Source organism: Psychrobacter sp. van23A (assembly GCF_030845275.1).
Lineage (GTDB): Bacteria > Pseudomonadota > Gammaproteobacteria > Pseudomonadales > Moraxellaceae > Psychrobacter > Psychrobacter faecalis.
The window spans coordinates 1,691,564-1,709,993 of the sequence record NZ_CP132595.1; the positions used below are offsets into that span (position 1 = coordinate 1,691,564).

The 18,430-nt window shown below is 44.6% G+C and carries 15 protein-coding genes; 13 read left to right on the plus strand and 2 right to left on the minus strand.

The genetic code is table 11. From position 1 onward, the window contains the following. Window positions 1-58: 58 nt before the first annotated feature. The 11 genes from otsB (at window position 59) to RAH45_RS07305 (ending at window position 12,611) form a co-directional block, all read left to right on the plus strand. The gene (gene otsB, locus RAH45_RS07255) at window positions 59-1,069 is read left to right on the plus strand and encodes a trehalose-phosphatase (RefSeq protein ID WP_306495084.1); all 1,011 of its coding nucleotides are present in this window, start codon (window positions 59-61) and stop codon (window positions 1,067-1,069) included. Further along, window positions 1,066-2,733, plus strand: a complete 1,668-nt coding sequence (locus RAH45_RS07260) for an alpha,alpha-trehalose-phosphate synthase (UDP-forming) (RefSeq protein WP_306495085.1) — start codon at window positions 1,066-1,068, stop codon at window positions 2,731-2,733. The genes otsB and RAH45_RS07260 overlap by 4 nt, the downstream gene beginning before the upstream one ends. Window positions 2,734-2,751: 18 nt before the next feature. Then, window positions 2,752-3,918 (plus strand): acyl-CoA dehydrogenase family protein, encoded by a 1,167-nt coding sequence (locus RAH45_RS07265; protein WP_306495086.1) that lies wholly within the window; start codon window positions 2,752-2,754, stop codon window positions 3,916-3,918. Between the two features lie 89 nt (window positions 3,919-4,007). Further along, window positions 4,008-4,829, plus strand: a complete 822-nt coding sequence (locus RAH45_RS07270) for a PIG-L deacetylase family protein (RefSeq protein WP_306495927.1) — start codon at window positions 4,008-4,010, stop codon at window positions 4,827-4,829. Beyond that, window positions 4,813-5,598 (plus strand): class I SAM-dependent DNA methyltransferase, encoded by a 786-nt coding sequence (locus tag RAH45_RS07275; RefSeq protein ID WP_306495087.1) that lies wholly within the window; start codon window positions 4,813-4,815, stop codon window positions 5,596-5,598. The genes RAH45_RS07270 and RAH45_RS07275 overlap by 17 nt, the downstream gene beginning before the upstream one ends. A gap of 24 nt (window positions 5,599-5,622) precedes the next feature. Next, a complete protein-coding gene (locus RAH45_RS07280; protein ID WP_306495088.1) occupies window positions 5,623-6,306 on the plus strand; it encodes a glycosyltransferase family 2 protein in 684 nt (227 codons plus the stop codon). 267 nt (window positions 6,307-6,573) lie between these two features. Next, window positions 6,574-6,777, plus strand: a complete 204-nt coding sequence (locus RAH45_RS07285; RefSeq protein WP_068404893.1) for a CsbD family protein — start codon at window positions 6,574-6,576, stop codon at window positions 6,775-6,777. 561 nt (window positions 6,778-7,338) lie between these two features. Then, on the plus strand, window positions 7,339-8,874 hold the full coding sequence (locus RAH45_RS07290) for a glycosyltransferase family 2 protein (protein WP_193030317.1): 1,536 nt from the start codon (window positions 7,339-7,341) through the stop codon (window positions 8,872-8,874). A 79-nt stretch (window positions 8,875-8,953) separates the two neighbouring features. Further along, window positions 8,954-10,297 (plus strand): glycosyltransferase, encoded by a 1,344-nt coding sequence (locus RAH45_RS07295; RefSeq protein ID WP_198328323.1) that lies wholly within the window; start codon window positions 8,954-8,956, stop codon window positions 10,295-10,297. Then, the gene (locus RAH45_RS07300; protein WP_305935896.1) at window positions 10,297-11,517 is read left to right on the plus strand and encodes a hypothetical protein; all 1,221 of its coding nucleotides are present in this window, start codon (window positions 10,297-10,299) and stop codon (window positions 11,515-11,517) included. The genes RAH45_RS07295 and RAH45_RS07300 overlap by 1 nt, the downstream gene beginning before the upstream one ends. A 71-nt stretch (window positions 11,518-11,588) precedes the next feature. Then, complete coding sequence (locus RAH45_RS07305; RefSeq protein ID WP_305935897.1) at window positions 11,589-12,611, plus strand: glycosyltransferase family 2 protein; 1,023 nt, start codon at window positions 11,589-11,591, stop codon at window positions 12,609-12,611. Between the two features lie 19 nt (window positions 12,612-12,630). Here RAH45_RS07305 and RAH45_RS07310 read toward each other — a convergent pair whose 3' ends face one another. Then, a complete protein-coding gene (locus tag RAH45_RS07310; RefSeq protein WP_305935898.1) occupies window positions 12,631-13,383 on the minus strand; it encodes a hypothetical protein in 753 nt (250 codons plus the stop codon). Between the two features lie 382 nt (window positions 13,384-13,765). Between RAH45_RS07310 and RAH45_RS07315 the strand changes: the two genes are divergently transcribed. Beyond that, a complete protein-coding gene (locus RAH45_RS07315) occupies window positions 13,766-15,514 on the plus strand; it encodes a chromosome condensation regulator RCC1 (RefSeq protein ID WP_306495089.1) in 1,749 nt (582 codons plus the stop codon). A gap of 169 nt (window positions 15,515-15,683) precedes the next feature. Beyond that, on the plus strand, window positions 15,684-17,198 hold the full coding sequence (locus RAH45_RS07320; RefSeq protein WP_305935899.1) for a di-heme oxidoredictase family protein: 1,515 nt from the start codon (window positions 15,684-15,686) through the stop codon (window positions 17,196-17,198). Window positions 17,199-17,307: 109 nt separating this feature from the next. Here the strand turns inward: RAH45_RS07320 and RAH45_RS07325 are convergent, their stop codons facing one another. Continuing rightward, complete coding sequence (locus tag RAH45_RS07325; protein WP_306495090.1) at window positions 17,308-18,243, minus strand: bestrophin family protein; 936 nt, start codon at window positions 18,241-18,243, stop codon at window positions 17,308-17,310. Window positions 18,244-18,430 lie beyond the last annotated feature (187 nt).

Here is an 18,430-nt window from a genome sequence, read left to right on the forward strand (position 1 = left end):
TCGATTAAAAGTTACCCGTTTTAGAGCATCATATAACACGTTAAAATAAGGATAACATGTGACTTCAGGAAGAAGCGTCCCAGCAAATAGCGCCCTTATCAGATGTCCTATATATATTGCGCCCCATCACTTTGCTGATTATCTCTCTCATCAGCAGCGCTACTGCCTGTTTTTAGATATCGACGGCACGCTTGCTAGTTTCACCTTGAACCCGAAAGACAGCTTTATCCCCGCTACCACTTTAACACTTTTACAAAACATACAGAGTCATGGCGTCAAAATCGCTGCTGTTACTGGGCGCAGTCTAGCCGAAGCAAAGCAAATGCTGGCGCCGCTAAGCTTACCCATCGCCGCAACGCATGGACTAGAAATAGACTTTGAAGATAACGAATCTAATAATAATACGAGCGTTTCATCCGTCGACAGCGCTGAGCTTGCTGCTATAAAACAAGCGCTTATCCGCTCTTGCTTGCGCTATGACGATTTTATCATAGAAGACAAGCCCTACTCCGTTGCCCTCCATTATCGTCAAAATCCCGCCTTAGCCGATATCGCTTATCGCATTATAACCACAATCGTAAAAAACCATGGCGATTGGATAGTAAAACAAGGTAAATATGTCTGGGAAATCGCGCCCAAAGACGCCGATAAAGGCAGTGCAATTTTGACCTTACTAAAAAAATTTCAGGCTAACAATAGGCTTTGTCCTATTTTTATAGGTGACGACATCACCGATGAAACAGGATTTATGGCAGTACAAGGCGACAAGCACATGACAGAAAGAAGTCGCTTTATACAAAATAACGAACCACGAGAGGATTCTAAACCACCCATAAAAGGTATGGGTATGAAAGTAGGTTATGACGGCACTGAGCCAACGTCTGCGCATTATTATGTCAATAATATTTTTGAGGTCACGGTATTGCTTGAGAGCTTTTTGAAGTTTTGCCAACAGCGCCCAACCTTATCGTCCAAGTTACCTGGTTTAACAGAGCAAGAGCAAGTGGCACCGCCGCTAATAGACACTAACCGACGCCCATTAAAAAATACAGCGAGACCACTGACATGAGCCGCTTAATTGTCTTATCTAATCGCGTAAAGATGCCCGATAACCACCCTATGGCGGGCGGGCTTGCTGTCGCACTGCAAGACGTCTTAATCGGCAAATCAGTCGTCTGGATGGGCTGGAATGGCGAAGTCGTCAATGACAACAGCGCCAATAACACCGACGCCGCCAATACATTTAGCAGTATTCAACAACGCTTTATGGCGAGCAGCAAGGCAAAAACCCGCGCCACACAAATCACTTATATGACCACCGCTTTTACCACCCAGCAATATCAGCATTTCTACTGCGGTTTTGCCAATAATGTATTGTGGCCTCTACTGCATGAGCAAACAGCGCTTATCAGCCAAGCTACAGATGATTATGCGGGTTATCAGGCGGTCAACCGTTTATTTGCGCGCCAATTAAAAAGCATCATCCAGCCTGACGATGTCATTTGGGTCCATGATTATCATTTTTTAAGTGTGGCGTATCATTGCCGAAAGCTTGGCATCAACAATCGTATTGGGCTTTTTTTACACATTCCCTTTGTGGCGCTGGATTTTTGGCAACAGCTTGAGCAAAGCGCTGAGCTCATTCATCATCTGGCGCATTATGATGTGCTCGGCACCCAAACCCAGCAAGGATGCACCAATTGCGTTGACGCTTTTCAGCATTATTTAAAAGACAGGTTGTCAAAAAGTCGTTTGAGCGAAGAGAGAGTGGAAAAAGAAAGTGTAAGGGAAGATACATTAGCAGAAAACAGCGATGTCGGACTTACCCCCATCAATGTCTTACAAAAAAACCAACCTTTTACTCATGCTTACCACTCATCTGGGACAGCATTAACGCTTAATTTAGACTTTAAACCTCAGCATTGTTTACTGATTAATGCCTATCCGATCGGTATTAATGTCGCAAGAATCCAGCAACAGGTCAGTCAGTTAGCCTCGCCTCCACTTTCACATTTGGCGCAGCATAACGTATACAAAAAAACCGACAAGACAACGACACAACAAATTATCGCGGTAGATAGAATTGACTATTCAAAAGGCTTATTAAGACGTTTTTCAGCCTATCGTGACTTTTTAGAGCATTATCCAAGCTATCAAAAACAGCTACAATTATTACAAATCGCTTGTCCTAGTCGCTTAGATTTGCCAACTTATCAACGGCTTTATCAGGAAGTTAAACAAACAGTCAGTGATATAAATCAGCAATTTTCAACTGACAACGGTGCTTGGCAAGCGATTAAATATAGCGAAAACGTCTTAAACCATGAGCCCTTGATGGCCGCATTTTGGCAAAGTGATATCGGCTGGGTCAACTCCTTAAAAGACGGTATGAATCTGGTGGCTAAAGAATATATCGCCGCGCAAAATCCTGATGATCCGGGCGTGCTCATGCTCTCGCGTTACGCAGGAGCCGCTGAGCAGATGCAAGCGGCGGTCATTGTCGATCCGCACCAGCCCACGAGTTTGATAGAAGGCTTGAGGACGGCATTGACGATGCCATTAAAAGAGCGTCAATTGCGCTATCAAGCATTGCTACAAGGGCTACATCAAGATGACTTATACGCTTGGCAGCAACGCTTTTTAGACGATTTGTATTTAGATGGCCGATATGATAATAAAAAACGGTCAGCAGATGATGGCGCTTTTGATGCCATTCAAATGTCTGATTCATAACAATAATTAGGAGACTGTATGCAAGTGCCCGATGCCAAAAACGCTTTATTAATAAATATAAAATCTGCTATAGAAGAAGTTATACAAGCAGAAAACCAAACTATCGGCAGTTTGGCTATGACCGATAAGTTGCGCCGTGAAATATTAACGATTCTAGTCGGTTATAGCGACGAAATCCCTCACCCTGCTAGTGGTGCTAGGGCTATTGCCGGTGCTGAAAATGTTATAAGCGAAGGCGATACGACGAACGCTCAAAACAATAAACAAGCAAGCAAGCCAAATCAGTCTAACACCTTGATTCGATGGCAAGTCTTGGCATACGTGTCGAGCCTAGATTTAACGCTTGCGAAATGGTTTGAATCGCATTTAGATGCGTTAAGTATTTTGCATGAAGTCGGCTACGATAAAGCGCCTCAAGGCTTATGGGCGGTTTGGGCAGCAGAAGGACACCCCGACCCGATACGTTATACAGAGGGAAAAATCAGTGGTAGCAAAGCATGGTGCTCAGGCGCCAACCTCGTGGATTATGGGCTGATGACTTATCGCGATGAGCAGGGACAAGCGCAACTATTGATGGTGGATATGCACCAATCTGGCATTGATATTGATAACAATGCTTGGCAGGCCGTCGGCATGCAAGCCACTGATACGGCAACCATACAGTTCCATGAGGTAGACGCCGATAACGTTGGTGCGCCAAATACGTATCTAGAACGGGTAGGATTTTGGCATGGCGCGGCAGGCGTTGCGGCTTGCTGGTACGGTGCGGCCGCTCGCATTGCCAATTATTTAATAACTGCTTATCAACATAAACCCAATGACTATAAAGCCATGTATTTAGGTCAAATTAGCACAGCATTGGCCGTTACTCAGCAGTATTTTTATCATATTGCTGACTTAATAGAGGGTGAACCGCTGCAAAACCATGAACTTGCTATCCGTCAATTACGCGCCAATGTAGAGCAAGTAGCACGCCAAGTGATGGAAAAAGTCGGACAAGCATTAGGGGCCGCGCCATTTTGTGGCAATGCCCATTTTGCGAGGTTAACCGCAGATTTGGCGGTATTTATTCGTCAAAGTCATGGTGCCTTTGATTTACAAAAAATCGGCGAGCTATCTAGCGCTTTAGACCGCGCCGCAATCAGCGATTTGACAGACAGGCAGGACAATATATGGCAACTGTAAACCCCAAGGTAAATGTAGCACGAGACTCTTCTGATCTTCATGTGCATCAGGCAGAAAATAATACGCAAGCCTTAACAGACCATAATGTGATGTCGGCGCACTCAGCACCCTTAGCGCACTTAGTCAAGCCTGAGCATCCGATTGTCGGTGACCGCGTCATTGAAGGCGATGGTACTAGCGCCGATGCTTGGCAAAACTGGCAGGGACTGCACGATTTACCTCGACTAGATATAGCAAAAAACTTCCCGCCACAGCAGCGTATTTGCGTATTTGCGCCGCATCCTGACGATGAGATATTGGGCTGCGGCGGATTGCTGCAACGACTGGCAGCCAACGGTAATCCTATCGTCCTTGTGCACGTGACCAACGGTACACAAAGTCACCCAGACTCGCAAATTTATCCGCCGCGCCTGCTTGATACTATCCGTCCGCAAGAAAGCTTAGCGGCATTAGAAGTGTTAGGCATTGCGCAGCAGGTGACGTGTATGTCTTTAGCGCTAACCGATGGCGACGTCTTTAACCAAAAGTATCAGTTTTATAAAAAATTGGCCGCTCTTATTCAGACGGGCGATATTTTAATCACGCCTTTTGTACATGATGGTCATCCCGATCATGAAGCAACAGGACAAGTAGTCGCCGCTTTCGCTAAGCAGCATCAGCTCGCCTGTTATCAAGTGTTGATTTGGGCGTGGCATTGGGCAAAACCTGCCGATAGTCGTATTCCTTGGCACTGCACGCTCAGGGTGGACTTAACGCCCGAGCAGTTACAGCGCAAAACCGAGGCTATCGCCTGTTTCAAAAGCCAAATAACCGTTGATGAAAGTACAGGCAACCCGCCTATTTTATCGGCTCAAACCATCGCTAGAATCAGCCAACCTTGGGAAGTTTATTTATATGAGCCACAATCTTAAATTGACACCGCCAATGCATGAGGTCGGTAATTTGCAGGTATCTACAACCGACTTACATACTGTTCATACTGATTTGTCGAATGGTAAAAAAGAGACGACAGCCACTGCTTATTCAGAAAGCTATTTTGATGCGTTATATAACGACAATAGCGATCCGTGGCAGTATCAGACCCGCTGGTATGAAAAGCGTAAACGCGATATGTGTCTAGCGGTGTTGCCACAAGCAAAATATACCAGCGCTATTGAATTAGGGTGTGGTAATGGCGTGTTCAGTGCTCTACTTGCCAACCGTTGTCAGACCTTGGTCAGTATTGACGGTAATAAACAGGCCGTGCAACTGGCTAAGCAACGTTTGGCAGATGTCAGGCATGTAAAGGTCATACAGGGTGTCATTCCTGAAATATTACCGATTGCGAAATCGCATTTTGATTTAATTGTGATTAGTGAAATTTTATATTACTTATCGCCAAATGATATTGATACCGTCATCGCTTGGATTCAGCAAAATCTTGCGGTAGGTGGCACGTTACTATGCTGCCATTGGCGCTATGACATCGATGGCTTTACCATGACGGGTGAAACGGTACACCAACGTCTGCACCACGCATTTAATAGAATAAGTAATGAGGTAAACTCTGCGCAAATACAGCAAGTTGATAGTCAACACCCTACCTTTACCCATCAAAGTAAAGTCGTCGATAGCGATTTTTTATTGGATGTGTGGCAACGTTCGGTAGAAACGGTGGCTATGCAAGAAAACTTGGTTTAACGTTAAATCCGCCGAGTAAAATGCATGAATACTACAAATATCGCTATCGTCATTCCTGCTCATAACGAAGCGCTGACCATCTCTAAATGCTTGGCATCGGTGCAGACTGCCATTGAGCAGCTGCCCTCTACCATTACCGCCACTGTGCTCGTGGTGCTCGACAGTTGTAGCGATGACACACTCACATTGGTCAAGCACGCTGGTGTGGATTATTTATGCTGTGATTACCGGTGCGTGGGGCAAGTGCGAGATTTGGGCATTCGTCATGCGATTGCCTCTGGCGCGACTTGGCTTGCCTGTACCGACGCTGATTCGCTTGTCACAGCAGATTGGCTAACGCAGCAAATCGCTCATATTAATCATCAGCCGACTGCTATGATATGCGGCGTTGTGAGCGTTGATGACTGGGCGCATTTAACGCCCCAAACCCGCAAAGACTATATCGCTCACTATCAAGATAAGATGGGACATCGTCATATTCATGGGGCAAATTTGAGCTTTAGTAGTGTAGCGTATCTCGCCGTTGGCGGTTTTGCTGCCCTGCCTTGCCATGAAGATGTCGATTTGGTTAAAAAATTCGAGAAGCAAAATTTTGCTATCACTTGGAGCAATCGCGTTCGGGTCATTACTAGCAGCCGATTACAAGCGCGAGCGACAGAAGGGTTTGCCGCATTTTTAGCAAACTTAGAAACCAGCAATTCACAGTAATTCATTTTAAAAAGTGCGACAGATTTTATGAAAATAGTGCATTTATGACACGGCGTATACCTTGCTAACACAATGAATCTATCGCTAAGGTTTGGGTAACACTCTACACATCGGGGCTACAGACAAGGCAATTATCCATGTTTATATTAGATTTGTCAGCTAAGGATTTATGCCTGCTGATAACCCATAAGTGAGAAATATAACAAAGCAAATTGATGGGTTTTAGAAAAATCAATGCAATCTAATAATAGGAAAAGGAATACCACTATGAATGAACATACGCTAAAAGGTGATTGGAACCAACTTAAAGGCTCAGTAAAACAGAAATGGGCCGACTTGACCGATGACGATCTCACGCACATCGAAGGCAGCCGCGATAAATTGGTTGGCCGCGTCCAAGAACGTTATGGTCATAGTAAAGAAGATGCCGAACGTGAAGTTGACGATTGGCGCAGCAGTAATAACTACTAATCTTAGATTTTAAGATCAATTTTAAGATTTAAACATCATTTAAGACTTATTAGTTATTGATGATAAAGCGTATTGGGCATGATGGGTTTTTACCTATAAGTGTCTAATGCGCTTTTATCGTTTATAAAGTTCATTATATTTTAAACAATTCATAACCGATTATGATTTAGCGTTACCCTCTTCGTCACATTTCCCTTACTTCTCTTTTCCTTATCTTAAACTCTCATCATTTTTTCCTAAAAATTTTTTGAAATTATTAAGTCACTATATTTCGAAAATTTTGCTACTCGTCCAGTAACACAAACCTCTTCTAAATCGTGTTTTACGTACTGACAGCCATAAAATCGGCTGTATAAATTACGTAGTATTACACTCTTAAATATTTACCAACACTTAACAGTCTTAAGGTTACCGAGTTTTATATTACTATTTAACGGGTAATCAAAAAGACAATAATAACTACTACATTATAACTATTAATACTTTTTTCGTTTTCGCATGTGTCTTTCACTCATGCTTTTTTCCCTATTCTCGTCCGTCGTATGTGCCTAAGGATAAGCCATGACAATTCATAAAAAAAATCTTTTAGCTTCTGCGTCTCTCAGCTTTCAGTTAATGACACGGTCTGAGCCACCAGAACTGGTGATTGCGACTATCCAATCTTTGCTGGCTGTTAAAGAGGCGACTGATGAGATACTTATTATTGATAACAACAATACAGACACCTCACTATATCAGCCTTTGGCCGCTTTTTGCGCCAGTCTAGATCCAGCACTTAATGTCCGCTTTTATCATATTGATGCGGTAGAAGGCTTTAAGGCAGGCGCGTTAAACTTGGCGTTGGGGCTGATGAATCCAGACTGCTCACACATTGTGGTGGTCGATAGTGACTATCAAGCTTTGCCCCACGCCAGAGATTCGATTGCCCACGCTATTAAGCAATATCCAAACCATACGCTTTTGCAGTTTCCACAGTTTTACCGCAGTGCTGGGCAAGTGGACACGCACAGCGAGCTTAACCATTATTTTAATCATCATTTATATCGCCCCTTTAATCGTAAGCGTGCACTATCAACAGGCACTTATGCAGTGATACGCCGCGCAGATCTCTTGAGCTTAGGCGGTTGGTCGGGTGCCTCTATTACTGAAGATGCACAAATGGGCGTCTTGATGCATAAGAGAGGGTTTCGCAGTCAGTTCATACCAGAAGTCATTGCGACAGGTCTCTTACCTACCTCGTTAAATGATTTGATGTGTCAGCGTCGGCGCTGGATCTATGGCAATATGCAGGTGTTAAGCAACTATTTTTCGATAGCCTTGCCCACTAAAATCCAAGATACGAAAAGTCTGGGTAAACGTTTAGCGTATACGCGCGCGCACCTCTCGCAGCTCAGTGCTTGGATAAACTTTACGGGTTTATTTATATTTTTGCAGCTAGCGACCTTATTTATCCTTGGCTACGCACTTCTAAAAGCTCAACTTTCGGACGCCACGCCCGATATGTCGCTACTCACACCTTTGTACTTAGTCTATGCCAGCTATGGCATTTTTACTATAAGGCGATTATGGGCATATTTACAGGATAAAGCGCCACTGAACAAACAACTCAATCAAAACCATCAGTCTAGTATCAAAATGCGTGTCAGAGCATGGCTGATGCATCTGAACTTTTGGGAACTTGGCGCGCTATCGTGGTTGCCTGTGTTATGGGGTAGTGAAAAACCTTTTGTCTGTACGCCAAAGCAAGCATACATTCGCACTCAAAGCTCATTACGTCGCGCCAATATGGTGGCGTTACCCAAGCTGATTTTGCTGCTTAATATCATCACTGCCGTTATAGTGGCACCGTTTTCGCCGCTTTATTCTCCGTTATTATTTATCTGTGCTTTGATCATTTGTACGTTAAAAATCGGCGCAGCGAAAGTGGCATTTGATAACTTTAGGGTTCCTGAGAAAAATCCGTCCACCATTAGCATTAAGTCTAAACCTACGGTTGCCTTGGCTACTAGTCAGCCTCGCAAACCAACCAAAAAGCTAAAACCACTGCAACCTGAAATGCATACGACATTTGAAGAAAAAAAGATTATCAATTCTTAATGGTTGGCTTTAGGCATTGATTTTATTAAATCCTTTTTTACTTATCTACCATAATCGCTCGTTTTACTTTGAGGTACTTATGCCCGTTGCTGACCCTGTTAATTTTATAGATGCTATTGATAATAATGCTGAACGCCCTGCCCTTTTAGCGGATAAACCTTTACGCATTGCGATGATTGCTCATTGTTTATATCCTATTGCGCAGCCCTTTGCTGGCGGGCTTGAGATGATTACCCAGCTTATATGTGATGAGCTTGTTGCCCAAGGTCATGAGGTTTTGCTTTATGCGCATCAAGACAGTCAAACGCAGGCCCGCCTCGTCCCAATGCTAACCCGAGAAGCATTTGATAAGATGGTCTATCGGAATGAGCATGAGACTTTAGGCATGAGCCGCGAGGAGATGTATCAGTATTTGGTCTATCAGGATGTGCTACGCGATATCATCGAGCGCGATGAACATGGTGAGATTGACATCGTGCATAATCACAGCTTACATCATATCCCGATGATGACCGGTCAAGCGTTTGGCGCGCGGTTTTTTACCACCTTTCATACGCCTATTTTCCCGCAATTGCGTTTGGCACTATTGACCTTGCGTCATGGTACAACCACCCAGTTTACCGCTATCAGCAAACACCAACAGCAGCTTTTTTCAGAGTTTGTGCCATCACAAGTGGTTTATAACGGCATTGATGTAAAATCCTTTAATGCTAATATTACATCTACGGATGATTTTACCCGTGAAAATGGTGAGGTTTATTTTTGGTTTGGACGTATTTGCCCTGAAAAAGGCACGCATTTGGCCATGCAATACTGTATGGAAGCGGGAAAAAAACTTATCATCGCTGGTCCCAAAAGCAATGAAGCGTATTTTGATGAGCAAGTTGCCCCACTCTTGGCTCAAGATGGTGAAAATGGCGCGCAAAAACTGTTTGATTATGTCGGTCATGTCACCAAAGACGAGGTAAATCGCTACCTCTGTCAAGCGACTGCCATGCTATTTACCAGCACATGGGATGAACCGTATGGTTTAACACTGGCTGAGAGCTTAGCGTGCGGTACGCCAGTGATTGGCTTTGATGTTGGTGCTAGCGCCGAGATTGTCACACCAAGCACCGGTGTTATCGTCGCTAAGGAAGACAAAGACGCTTTTATCAAAGGCTTTACTAAGATTCAAAGCATCTCACGCCAAGCCTGCCGAGAACGCGCCTTACAGTTTTGTTCCGTAGCAGCCATGGTAGCAGGCTATTTAGACTTGTATAAAGCAGCAGTAGCAGAAAGCGAGCAGAAAAAAGGCGTTGAAGCTCCAACAGATGCACATTTAAAACTGAATCCATTTATCCACAGAAATGGCAAAAGCAATAAAGCAGAGTCAATAATCGGTTCAAGCAGTGGCTTAAATAACATAATGGAGCGAGGTTAATGCGGCTTGGTTATTACGCTCATCATCACGGCTCAGGGCACTGCCGCCAAATCGATAAGCTTGCTGCCTTATTACCCACTGAAGCAAGACAGCAATTAACGGTATTTACAAGTTTAACGTCCGATACCTATACGTTTGCGGCTATAGATGAAGCGCAAGTTGTACGACTACCCGCCGAAGATGAACGTGCAGATGATGTACTCGCTGGGCGCGCAGGGCAATATTGGCAACCAACCAGCCTGCATTATTCGCCCGTCGGTAATAGCGATATTCAACAGCGCAGCCATAAAATACTCGATACGATTTATCAGCGCCGCATTGATTTGATGATTATTGATGTCAGCGTTGAAGTCGCCATGCTATGCCGCGCCGTCAGTGTTCCTTACCTTTATGTCAGACTGCCAGGTATTCGCGATGATGTGCCGCATCTAAACGCTTTCGCTGGTGCGCTTGCTTTGCTTGCCCCCTATCCTCGCACATTAGAATCCGCGATGACACTTGATTGGCTGGCTAAAAAAACCCTCTATCTTGACTTTATCAACACTGAGCAAAGGGATGCGCAAACTTACCAAGTTTTTATAAAACACTTAATGCAGCTTACCACTGATGAAAAAGCACTCTCTTTGATGCTAAATGATAAGGATAAAGATACGCCAACTATCGTTACCGTCATTAAAGGCTATGGTGGGCATCAAGCCATTGATGCAAAACTGCCCGAGCTGCGGCAGCTTTTACCACATGCCTTTATTATATCGCTTGGCCCTATCGACGAGGATAAACGGCATTATGTTGACATCGCAGTCGATGTAAGTGATGTAACGCCATTTATCGTACATAGCGATTATCTACTAATGGCGTGCGGTCTAAATGCCGTCGCCCAAGCCTGTGATTATGCGACGCCACTGGTCGTTCTACCTGACGACCGTCCCCATCAAGAGCAAGAGGTAATGGCAGAGGCCTTGATAATCCAAGGACGCGCCTTAAGTTGGCAGCAATTTAAAGACTTAATGATTGCAAGCGTCACACACAAGCTAAGTGGCAAAACTGTCAATCAATCTGCACGAATCCAATCCTTATCAAAGCCTGATAATGCAACACTTAAGCAAAAATCTGTACAGACAGCTCAAGCGTTTATGCAGAGTATGGCCGAGTACCCAACGACTAAAGCTTGGTTTGAACAATGGTTGCTGCCGCAGCTTGCCTTAAAGCCTGAACGTTAAATGCAATAACTATCAATAACGTCACAGCAAAAATATAAAAGCCAAATTAACAAAAGAGGCACTGACAAACAATGACCGTAAAACCCATCACAAATCCCAATGAGGTTTCTGAGCATGTGCCGGTAACGGTAATCACGACTTGTTATGGACGCAATCGCCATCTGTATAATCTGCTCAGTAGTCTTGCGAATGGCAGCGTTCAGCCCGATGAAGTTATTATTGTCAATGACGATGCCGACCCTAAACGTCTGGCTGAGTTTGCTTTAAACATTGTCAAGATTCCCACGAACGCAGGTTTAGTGGACAGCACAAACCATCAAACGTTAGAACATCAAACGTTAGGAAAATCGGACAAAACCGAATTTGATATCGGTCATAATCGTAATATTGGCGCCGCACGTGCCAGCCATGGCACGCTGATATTTTTGGATGTTGATTGCATCGTAGCGCCGAGCTTTATTGAACAACTAAGCACAAAATTAAACCAGTATCCAAACGCTCTACTGATGGGACAACCGCGCTATTTGACGCGACCTTTATCAAGCGAGGAAAGCTTGGCGTTGCAAAAGGGCGCGCTGACTAATAATTACTTAAACCATCTATCTGTTTATAATCCTTATCGTGATAACTTCGATGCGAAACAATCGATTTCTACTGAGGCAGCACCGACAGCTATTAAAAAAACAAATGATTACGGCGCTTTTTGGAGTTTATGCTTTGCGATTAAACGTGAAAAGTTTGAGCAAATAGGGGGTTTTGATACGCAGTACACTGGTTATGGCGTAGAAGATACTGACTTTGCCTTTACTGCCTTTCAGTTAGATATTGATTTTTATCTGACCGCCGACCTTATTTATCATCAGCAGCACGCTGTCTATCGCCCGCCTCTCAATCATTTGGAAAGCATTATCGTCAATGCCAATCGTTTTTATCAAAAATGGCAATGCTGGCCTATGGGCGGCTGGCTTGAACAGTTCTGCAAAATGGGATTGATTGATTGGACGCACGAGCAATCAAATTCGATTACGCTGTTACGCCAGCCTAGCAGTAAGGAGATAGAGTTGGCTTATTGTCCCGATGCCGCCTACGTTTAAATTACCAATCTCCCCTTGCCTAATACTGGCGTATGATCTCCACCTCTGGCGGCGGCGAACTCATTTCACGGCGCTCAAATTCCCAATTATGCCCTTGCCAAAAATGCGCGGTTTTATCGTTGTCATTAAAACCTATCATTAATAATTGCAGCGGTAGCGGTGCTTTTTGCAGCAGCTGCACATGCTCTCGCGCCGCTAGCAACAAGCGATACAACAAAAAGCCTGAAGAAGGGGCTGAAGAGTGAATATCTGTAAAGTAAGGATAGTCCTCAACGACCGGATGGCGCTCCGATAACACGCTATGATGCGCCGCATCCTGCAACAACACTTGCACCGCCGGTGGTAACGTCAGTATGCGATCATCATCAATCGGGTCATCATCGGGACTTGGGTCATCACTGGGCAAAGGAAATTGATAAGGCCGATTGCTCAGTAAAATACCTAATGGTGCCGCTTTTGCCATGCGCTTCATCACCGCGACATTGTTGCTCCTTGGTGGCAAACCAAAATGCAGTTTACTATCGCCAATTTGGCGAAAAAACAACAATTTAGGCAGGCTACTGGCAAGCGGGTGGTTGGCAAAAAAATCAGCATTAATAAAATGGTTAAATAACACCAAAACATCGTCAGGGCGTAATAACTGCTCAAGTTTATCAGTGCAAATAGAAGGGTTATTGGCGATAAAGACGATGCGTTTATTTTGCTTTAACGCGGTTTGGATGTTGAGTGGCAGGGCTGTAAATGCAGCGGCTTCTTTGCTTATTTTATTCAAATTATCCTCATAATTAGGGGCTGGTTATTGCGATATTAATAATTTGTTATCGAACAAATTTTCAAAAACTCAAGTCTGTATAAATGACTTACCTTTCTACCTTAATATACCTCACTTTTTCATAGATAAAAGCCTATCCAAAAATAATATTCATTGTATTGTATTGACTATTTACCTTAAAACTCATTTTCTAAAACCCTTAACTACCCTTATATAAAAAACACTTATCTTCAATCCATCAAATCAACATTTTTATTTATATATTGATAATAATTATCATTTGTAATATTATTCGCATCCATAGTTACACCCATTTTACGCTATGTTGCTATTTCCTATATTTAAACACCTATTCTTTTATTGATCATTTATTGAGGTTTTTATGCGCTTATCCCGTCTTAGCCAAGTAGTGGCACTTATCAGCGCGACTTTGATGCTAACTGCTTGTGGCAATGATTCTGATGACACCACAATCATTGATGGGACGCCGCCACTTTTGACCACTGATAGCAACTTTACCGATGGCTATAGCGCGGTGGCGGCAATATTTGTTTCTGGGCAAGTGCAAGATAGCAGTGGCATCAAATCGTTGACATATAAGCGCAACGAAGAGCCAGTGCAAAGCTTAGACTTTGATACAAACGGGGATTTTGACGCGCGTATTTTATTGGCATTGGGTAGCAATAAAATCACTTTAGAAGCCACAGATAATAACGGCAACATCATGCGCTCGACCAAAACTGTCTATCTAGGCGATACTGTCGCGGCGGGTGGCTCACATACGGCTGCTCTGCGCGATGGACAACTGTATGGTTGGGGGCGCAATAATTATGGACAAACCGGTCTGGGAATGACGACGAAAGTTGCCGACGTCATGGGTCATCCAGCTACCCCCATGCTGATGCACAGTGCGCCAAAAGACCTGGTGTCTATTAAGTTTAATCAAAATCATTCGCTGGCGCTAGATGCTAAAGGTCAGGTTTATAGTTGGGGCGAAGATATTTCTGGGCAATTAGGACGCGGCGAGACTGGTCGCAATGACTGTAGTAAAACAGAAGACTGCCGCCTAGATATTGGCGCTATCGCTGGTATTGATAATGCGCTGATGGTAGCAGCAGGTTACAATCATAACTTGGTACTGACCAAAGACGGCAGCGTGTGGGCGTTTGGTGCCAACACCCAAGGACTGCTTGGTAATGCGACAACGATAGAGAGCAGCACACCAGTAAAGGTTGATTTTTCAGCAGCCGCTGACATCGGGCATATCGTGCAAGTGGTGGCCAGTGCCAATAGCTCGTACGCCTTAGATGATAAAGGTCAAGTTTGGGGCTGGGGCAGCGACGCCTATGCCAATCTAGGTCGCGGGCAAGAATGTAACCAAGCCAATAACTGTATCAATGTTAATGCAAGGCCGATTCGTATTGATGTTCTGAGCGGCAATACCAACGCTCATACCAATGTTGACGTTCATACTACTAACGCTATTGTCCCTACTCCTCAGCTTGCCTCTGACCCAAACATTGGCCTTGAAAAAGTGACCCAACTTGCCGCTGGACGCGACCATGTATTGGCGCTAACCAATAAGGAAGCGATCTACGCTTGGGGGCTTAATGCCAGTAGCCAAATAGGTTATAACGGTAAGCATTTCAAAGGCACTCAAAGCGCTTGGAAAAGCACCATTGTTAAGCCAACCAAACTTCCATGGTTTACTGATAAAAATATTCGCCGTATCTATGCCAATGGCAATGCCAGCTATGCGCTGCTGGACGATGTGCCATCGAACAATGGAACAACAGAAAATGGCTCAGCGACAGACGGTATCCTTTATGCGTGGGGTATGTTTGGGGAAACAAATAGCGCAGGCAAAACTGTCTATAAGGATTTAGATGAGCCGACCAATAAATTACCTAACTTAAAAAATATCGACAATATGGCGATGGGCGTCATGCACTTGATCGCCCATGAAAAACCTCTGCAGCAAAATACCAAAACTAATACCAATACCTCGCATAGAGACGGTCAACTCTTTACATGGGGTTGGAGCTTTGAGGGCTCACTCGGTAATAAAGACACTACCCACGTTTGGATGTATAACACTCCTATGCCAGTCAATTTACCAAGCCAGCTATAAACGCGACTTATCTTTAACATGAGTATGCAATAGCAAATGTAGTGAACAAGGGCAGCCAAATTCATGTTGCCCTTGTTAAATTATGGTTTTGTTAATTTCTGCTTACTCATCTTTGGTATTTTTTTTCATAATTTAATAAATGATATTTTTAGCCATTTTAGGTCTTACCATGTCTCTACTGCCTCATTCACCAAATCACTGCTCACCAAACCTTTCAAATCCTCTCTCTACTCTTTTATTCCCTGTCATACGCCGTGCGCTATTTTGTTTAACGGTAACTTTACTACTAAGCGCTTGTGGCGGCTCGGACGGTTCCGATAACTCAAACAATGACAGCTCTAACACCCCGAATTTACCTAGCCAGCCTACGCCGCCAACTATACCTGAAAACCCAGACAGCCCAAACAATCCTGCAACTGATATCAATTGGCTACCAGCCGGTGGCAACGCGACCATCGCTGCCGATATCTCAAGGCCATTTTTACAGATTATGCCCAATCTGCCAAGCAGTGCCTTGGGCGGCGTATCGCCAGGTCGTGAGCTCTTTATCACCGAATGGACACCAGCCAATCAAGGTCGTGTGCTCTTTGATGGCGTTGGCCCCTTATTTAACGCCAATGCCTGCACCCAGTGCCATAGTGCTGAAGGACGCAAACCCATTTATGCGGCAAATGGCGAGCTAAGTGACGCCATATTATTTAGGCTCGGCAACAAACAAGGGATTGCGCACACTTATTACGGCGAGCAAATGCAACATCAAAGTATCGATGCCAGCATCGCACCCGAAGGTAAAATGCGCTACACCATCACAGCGAGTAATGGCAACCAACCTGCCAGTATCCAGTTTCACTTTAGCGCAACCGACCCCAATCAGCCGCTGGGAGATACCGCTATCAGTGGGCGCATCTCACCGCAATTGGTCGGCATGGGTTTGCTCGACCTAATTCCTGAGGCGGATATCATTGCGGCAGCTGACCCTGACGATAACAATCAAGACGGCATCAGTGGGCGCGTACATTGGGTACAGGATGGCAAACAGCGGCGCATTGGCCGCTTTGGTTGGAAGGCGATTAACTCAAGCCTACGCACCCAAAACGCCAATGCCATGTCACAAGATATGGGTTTGACCACTTCCGTATTTATGGAACCTAACTGTACGGTCAATCAGCCGATTTGTTGGACAGCGCCCAATGGCGGCACGCCTGAGGTTTCAGACAGCAGCTTGGATGCAGTGACCGATTTTATGACTGCCTTGGCAGTGCCTGAGCGCCGAGTGGCTGATTTATCGACCTTTAATAAAGGCGCGCAGCTCTTTACCCAAGTGGGCTGCGCGAGCTGTCATACGCCAAAACAAAAAACGGGCGCTAGCGTGCGCTTTCCGCTGCTCGCACAGCAAACCATTTATCCTTATACCGATTTATTGCTGCACGATATGGGCGAAGGTTTAGATGACGGCGTTAAAGAAAAAAATGCCGAAAGCTATGAGTGGCGTACACCGCCATTATGGGGTATTGGTATTGTCGCACGTGACCCAGAAGCACGGTTTTTGCATGATGGTCGCGCCAGCAGCTTGACAGAAGCGATACTTTGGCATGGCGGTGAAGCAGAAAGTGCTAAGACACGTTTTAGACAATTACCTGCCACGCAACAACAAACGCTGCTAAGTTTTTTAAACGGCATTTAATAATCATTATGACAAGGTGAAATAAAAAAGACCGCTAGAGTGGTCTTTTTTATGCCATAAATGTTAATAGCGTAAATTTTGTTGCCATATTCATTTTATGATAAAAAGATTATTGCAAATAGCCGTTTTTAGCCATGATGTTTGGCGGCAACTCGGTTTCACCCAAGGCTTCTAGCAAATTAATCTCGATATTCCTGGATAAAGCGGTCAGCGGTAATTGGTTGGCTGCCAGCCCAAAAGGCTCTTCCAACTCTTCACTTAGCGCATCCAAACCAAAAAAGGTATAAGCAATAACGCCGCAAATCAAAGGTGTCACCCAGCCTAAAGAAGAAACCAAACCAAAAGGCAGCATAAAGCAGTACAAATACGTCGTACGATGCACCAGCAGCGTATAAGCAAACGGCAATGGCGTGCTATGAATACGCTCACAGGCGGATAAAACCACCGTCATCGAATTGATGCGCTCGTCCATATTTTGCAGCATAAGATCTGACGTCAAGCGCTGCTGCCGACAATAGCCAAGCTCCTTACCAAGCAGACGCAGCAGATAATCCGGCAAATTTTGCGCCTCCTTCATGCTGGTATGATGAATAGGTTCGACAAAGCGCTCAACATCTTGCCAAGGCGCACTGTCACGTAGTCGATGGCGCAGCGCATGGGTAAAAGCGATGCTCAGATACACCAGTCGGCGCTGGCTATCGCACCCTTTCTCACCCTCATCATCTATATCATCTATATAAGACAGCACTTGACGAGTAAAGCTGCGCGTATCATAGACCAATTGCCCCCATAGCCCTCGAGCTTCCCACCAGCGCTGATAACTGGCGTTATTGCGAAAACCTAAAAACAGCGATAAGGCTATCCCAAGCAAGGTAAACGGCGCGACGCTATAAGAAGAAAAAGAGCTGGGAAACCCATGCTGGATATTGGTGATAAAGGCACTAATTAAACTAATGAGCAAAATCTGCGGATAGACCTTGGGCAGAATGGAGCCACGCAAGGTAAAAAGCAGTTTGATGGCGCTTGGCTTTTGCTTGACGATCATTTTAACGTCCTAACGAATGGTGCTTATAATTGGTGCTTATAGAGTAAAACTGGCGTTATTGCAGGACGAAATGATAACAGACTAAAGAGGTATGAGCAGAAAAAACAGCGATTTATCCTATTTTAATTGGTTAGGGATTTTTACCACGCGTTTATTTAATAAATTTCTACAAAATCATCGGTTGTTA

Coding starts and splice junctions, on each gene's coding strand:
- RAH45_RS07260 (WP_306495085.1), top strand. CDS start 1,066: ATGAGCCGCTTAATTGTCTTATCTAATCGCGTAAAGATGCCCGATAAC.
- RAH45_RS07265 (WP_306495086.1), top strand. CDS start 2,752: ATGCAAGTGCCCGATGCCAAAAACGCTTTATTAATAAATATAAAATCT.
- RAH45_RS07270 (WP_306495927.1), top strand. CDS start 4,008: ATGTCGGCGCACTCAGCACCCTTAGCGCACTTAGTCAAGCCTGAGCAT.
- RAH45_RS07275 (WP_306495087.1), top strand. CDS start 4,813: ATGAGCCACAATCTTAAATTGACACCGCCAATGCATGAGGTCGGTAAT.
- RAH45_RS07280 (WP_306495088.1), top strand. CDS start 5,623: ATGAATACTACAAATATCGCTATCGTCATTCCTGCTCATAACGAAGCG.
- RAH45_RS07285 (WP_068404893.1), top strand. CDS start 6,574: ATGAATGAACATACGCTAAAAGGTGATTGGAACCAACTTAAAGGCTCA.
- RAH45_RS07290 (WP_193030317.1), top strand. CDS start 7,339: ATGACAATTCATAAAAAAAATCTTTTAGCTTCTGCGTCTCTCAGCTTT.
- RAH45_RS07295 (WP_198328323.1), top strand. CDS start 8,954: ATGCCCGTTGCTGACCCTGTTAATTTTATAGATGCTATTGATAATAAT.
- RAH45_RS07300 (WP_305935896.1), top strand. CDS start 10,297: ATGCGGCTTGGTTATTACGCTCATCATCACGGCTCAGGGCACTGCCGC.
- RAH45_RS07305 (WP_305935897.1), top strand. CDS start 11,589: ATGACCGTAAAACCCATCACAAATCCCAATGAGGTTTCTGAGCATGTG.
- RAH45_RS07315 (WP_306495089.1), top strand. CDS start 13,766: ATGCGCTTATCCCGTCTTAGCCAAGTAGTGGCACTTATCAGCGCGACT.
- RAH45_RS07320 (WP_305935899.1), top strand. CDS start 15,684: ATGTCTCTACTGCCTCATTCACCAAATCACTGCTCACCAAACCTTTCA.
- RAH45_RS07325 (WP_306495090.1), bottom strand. CDS start 18,243: ATGATCGTCAAGCAAAAGCCAAGCGCCATCAAACTGCTTTTTACCTTG.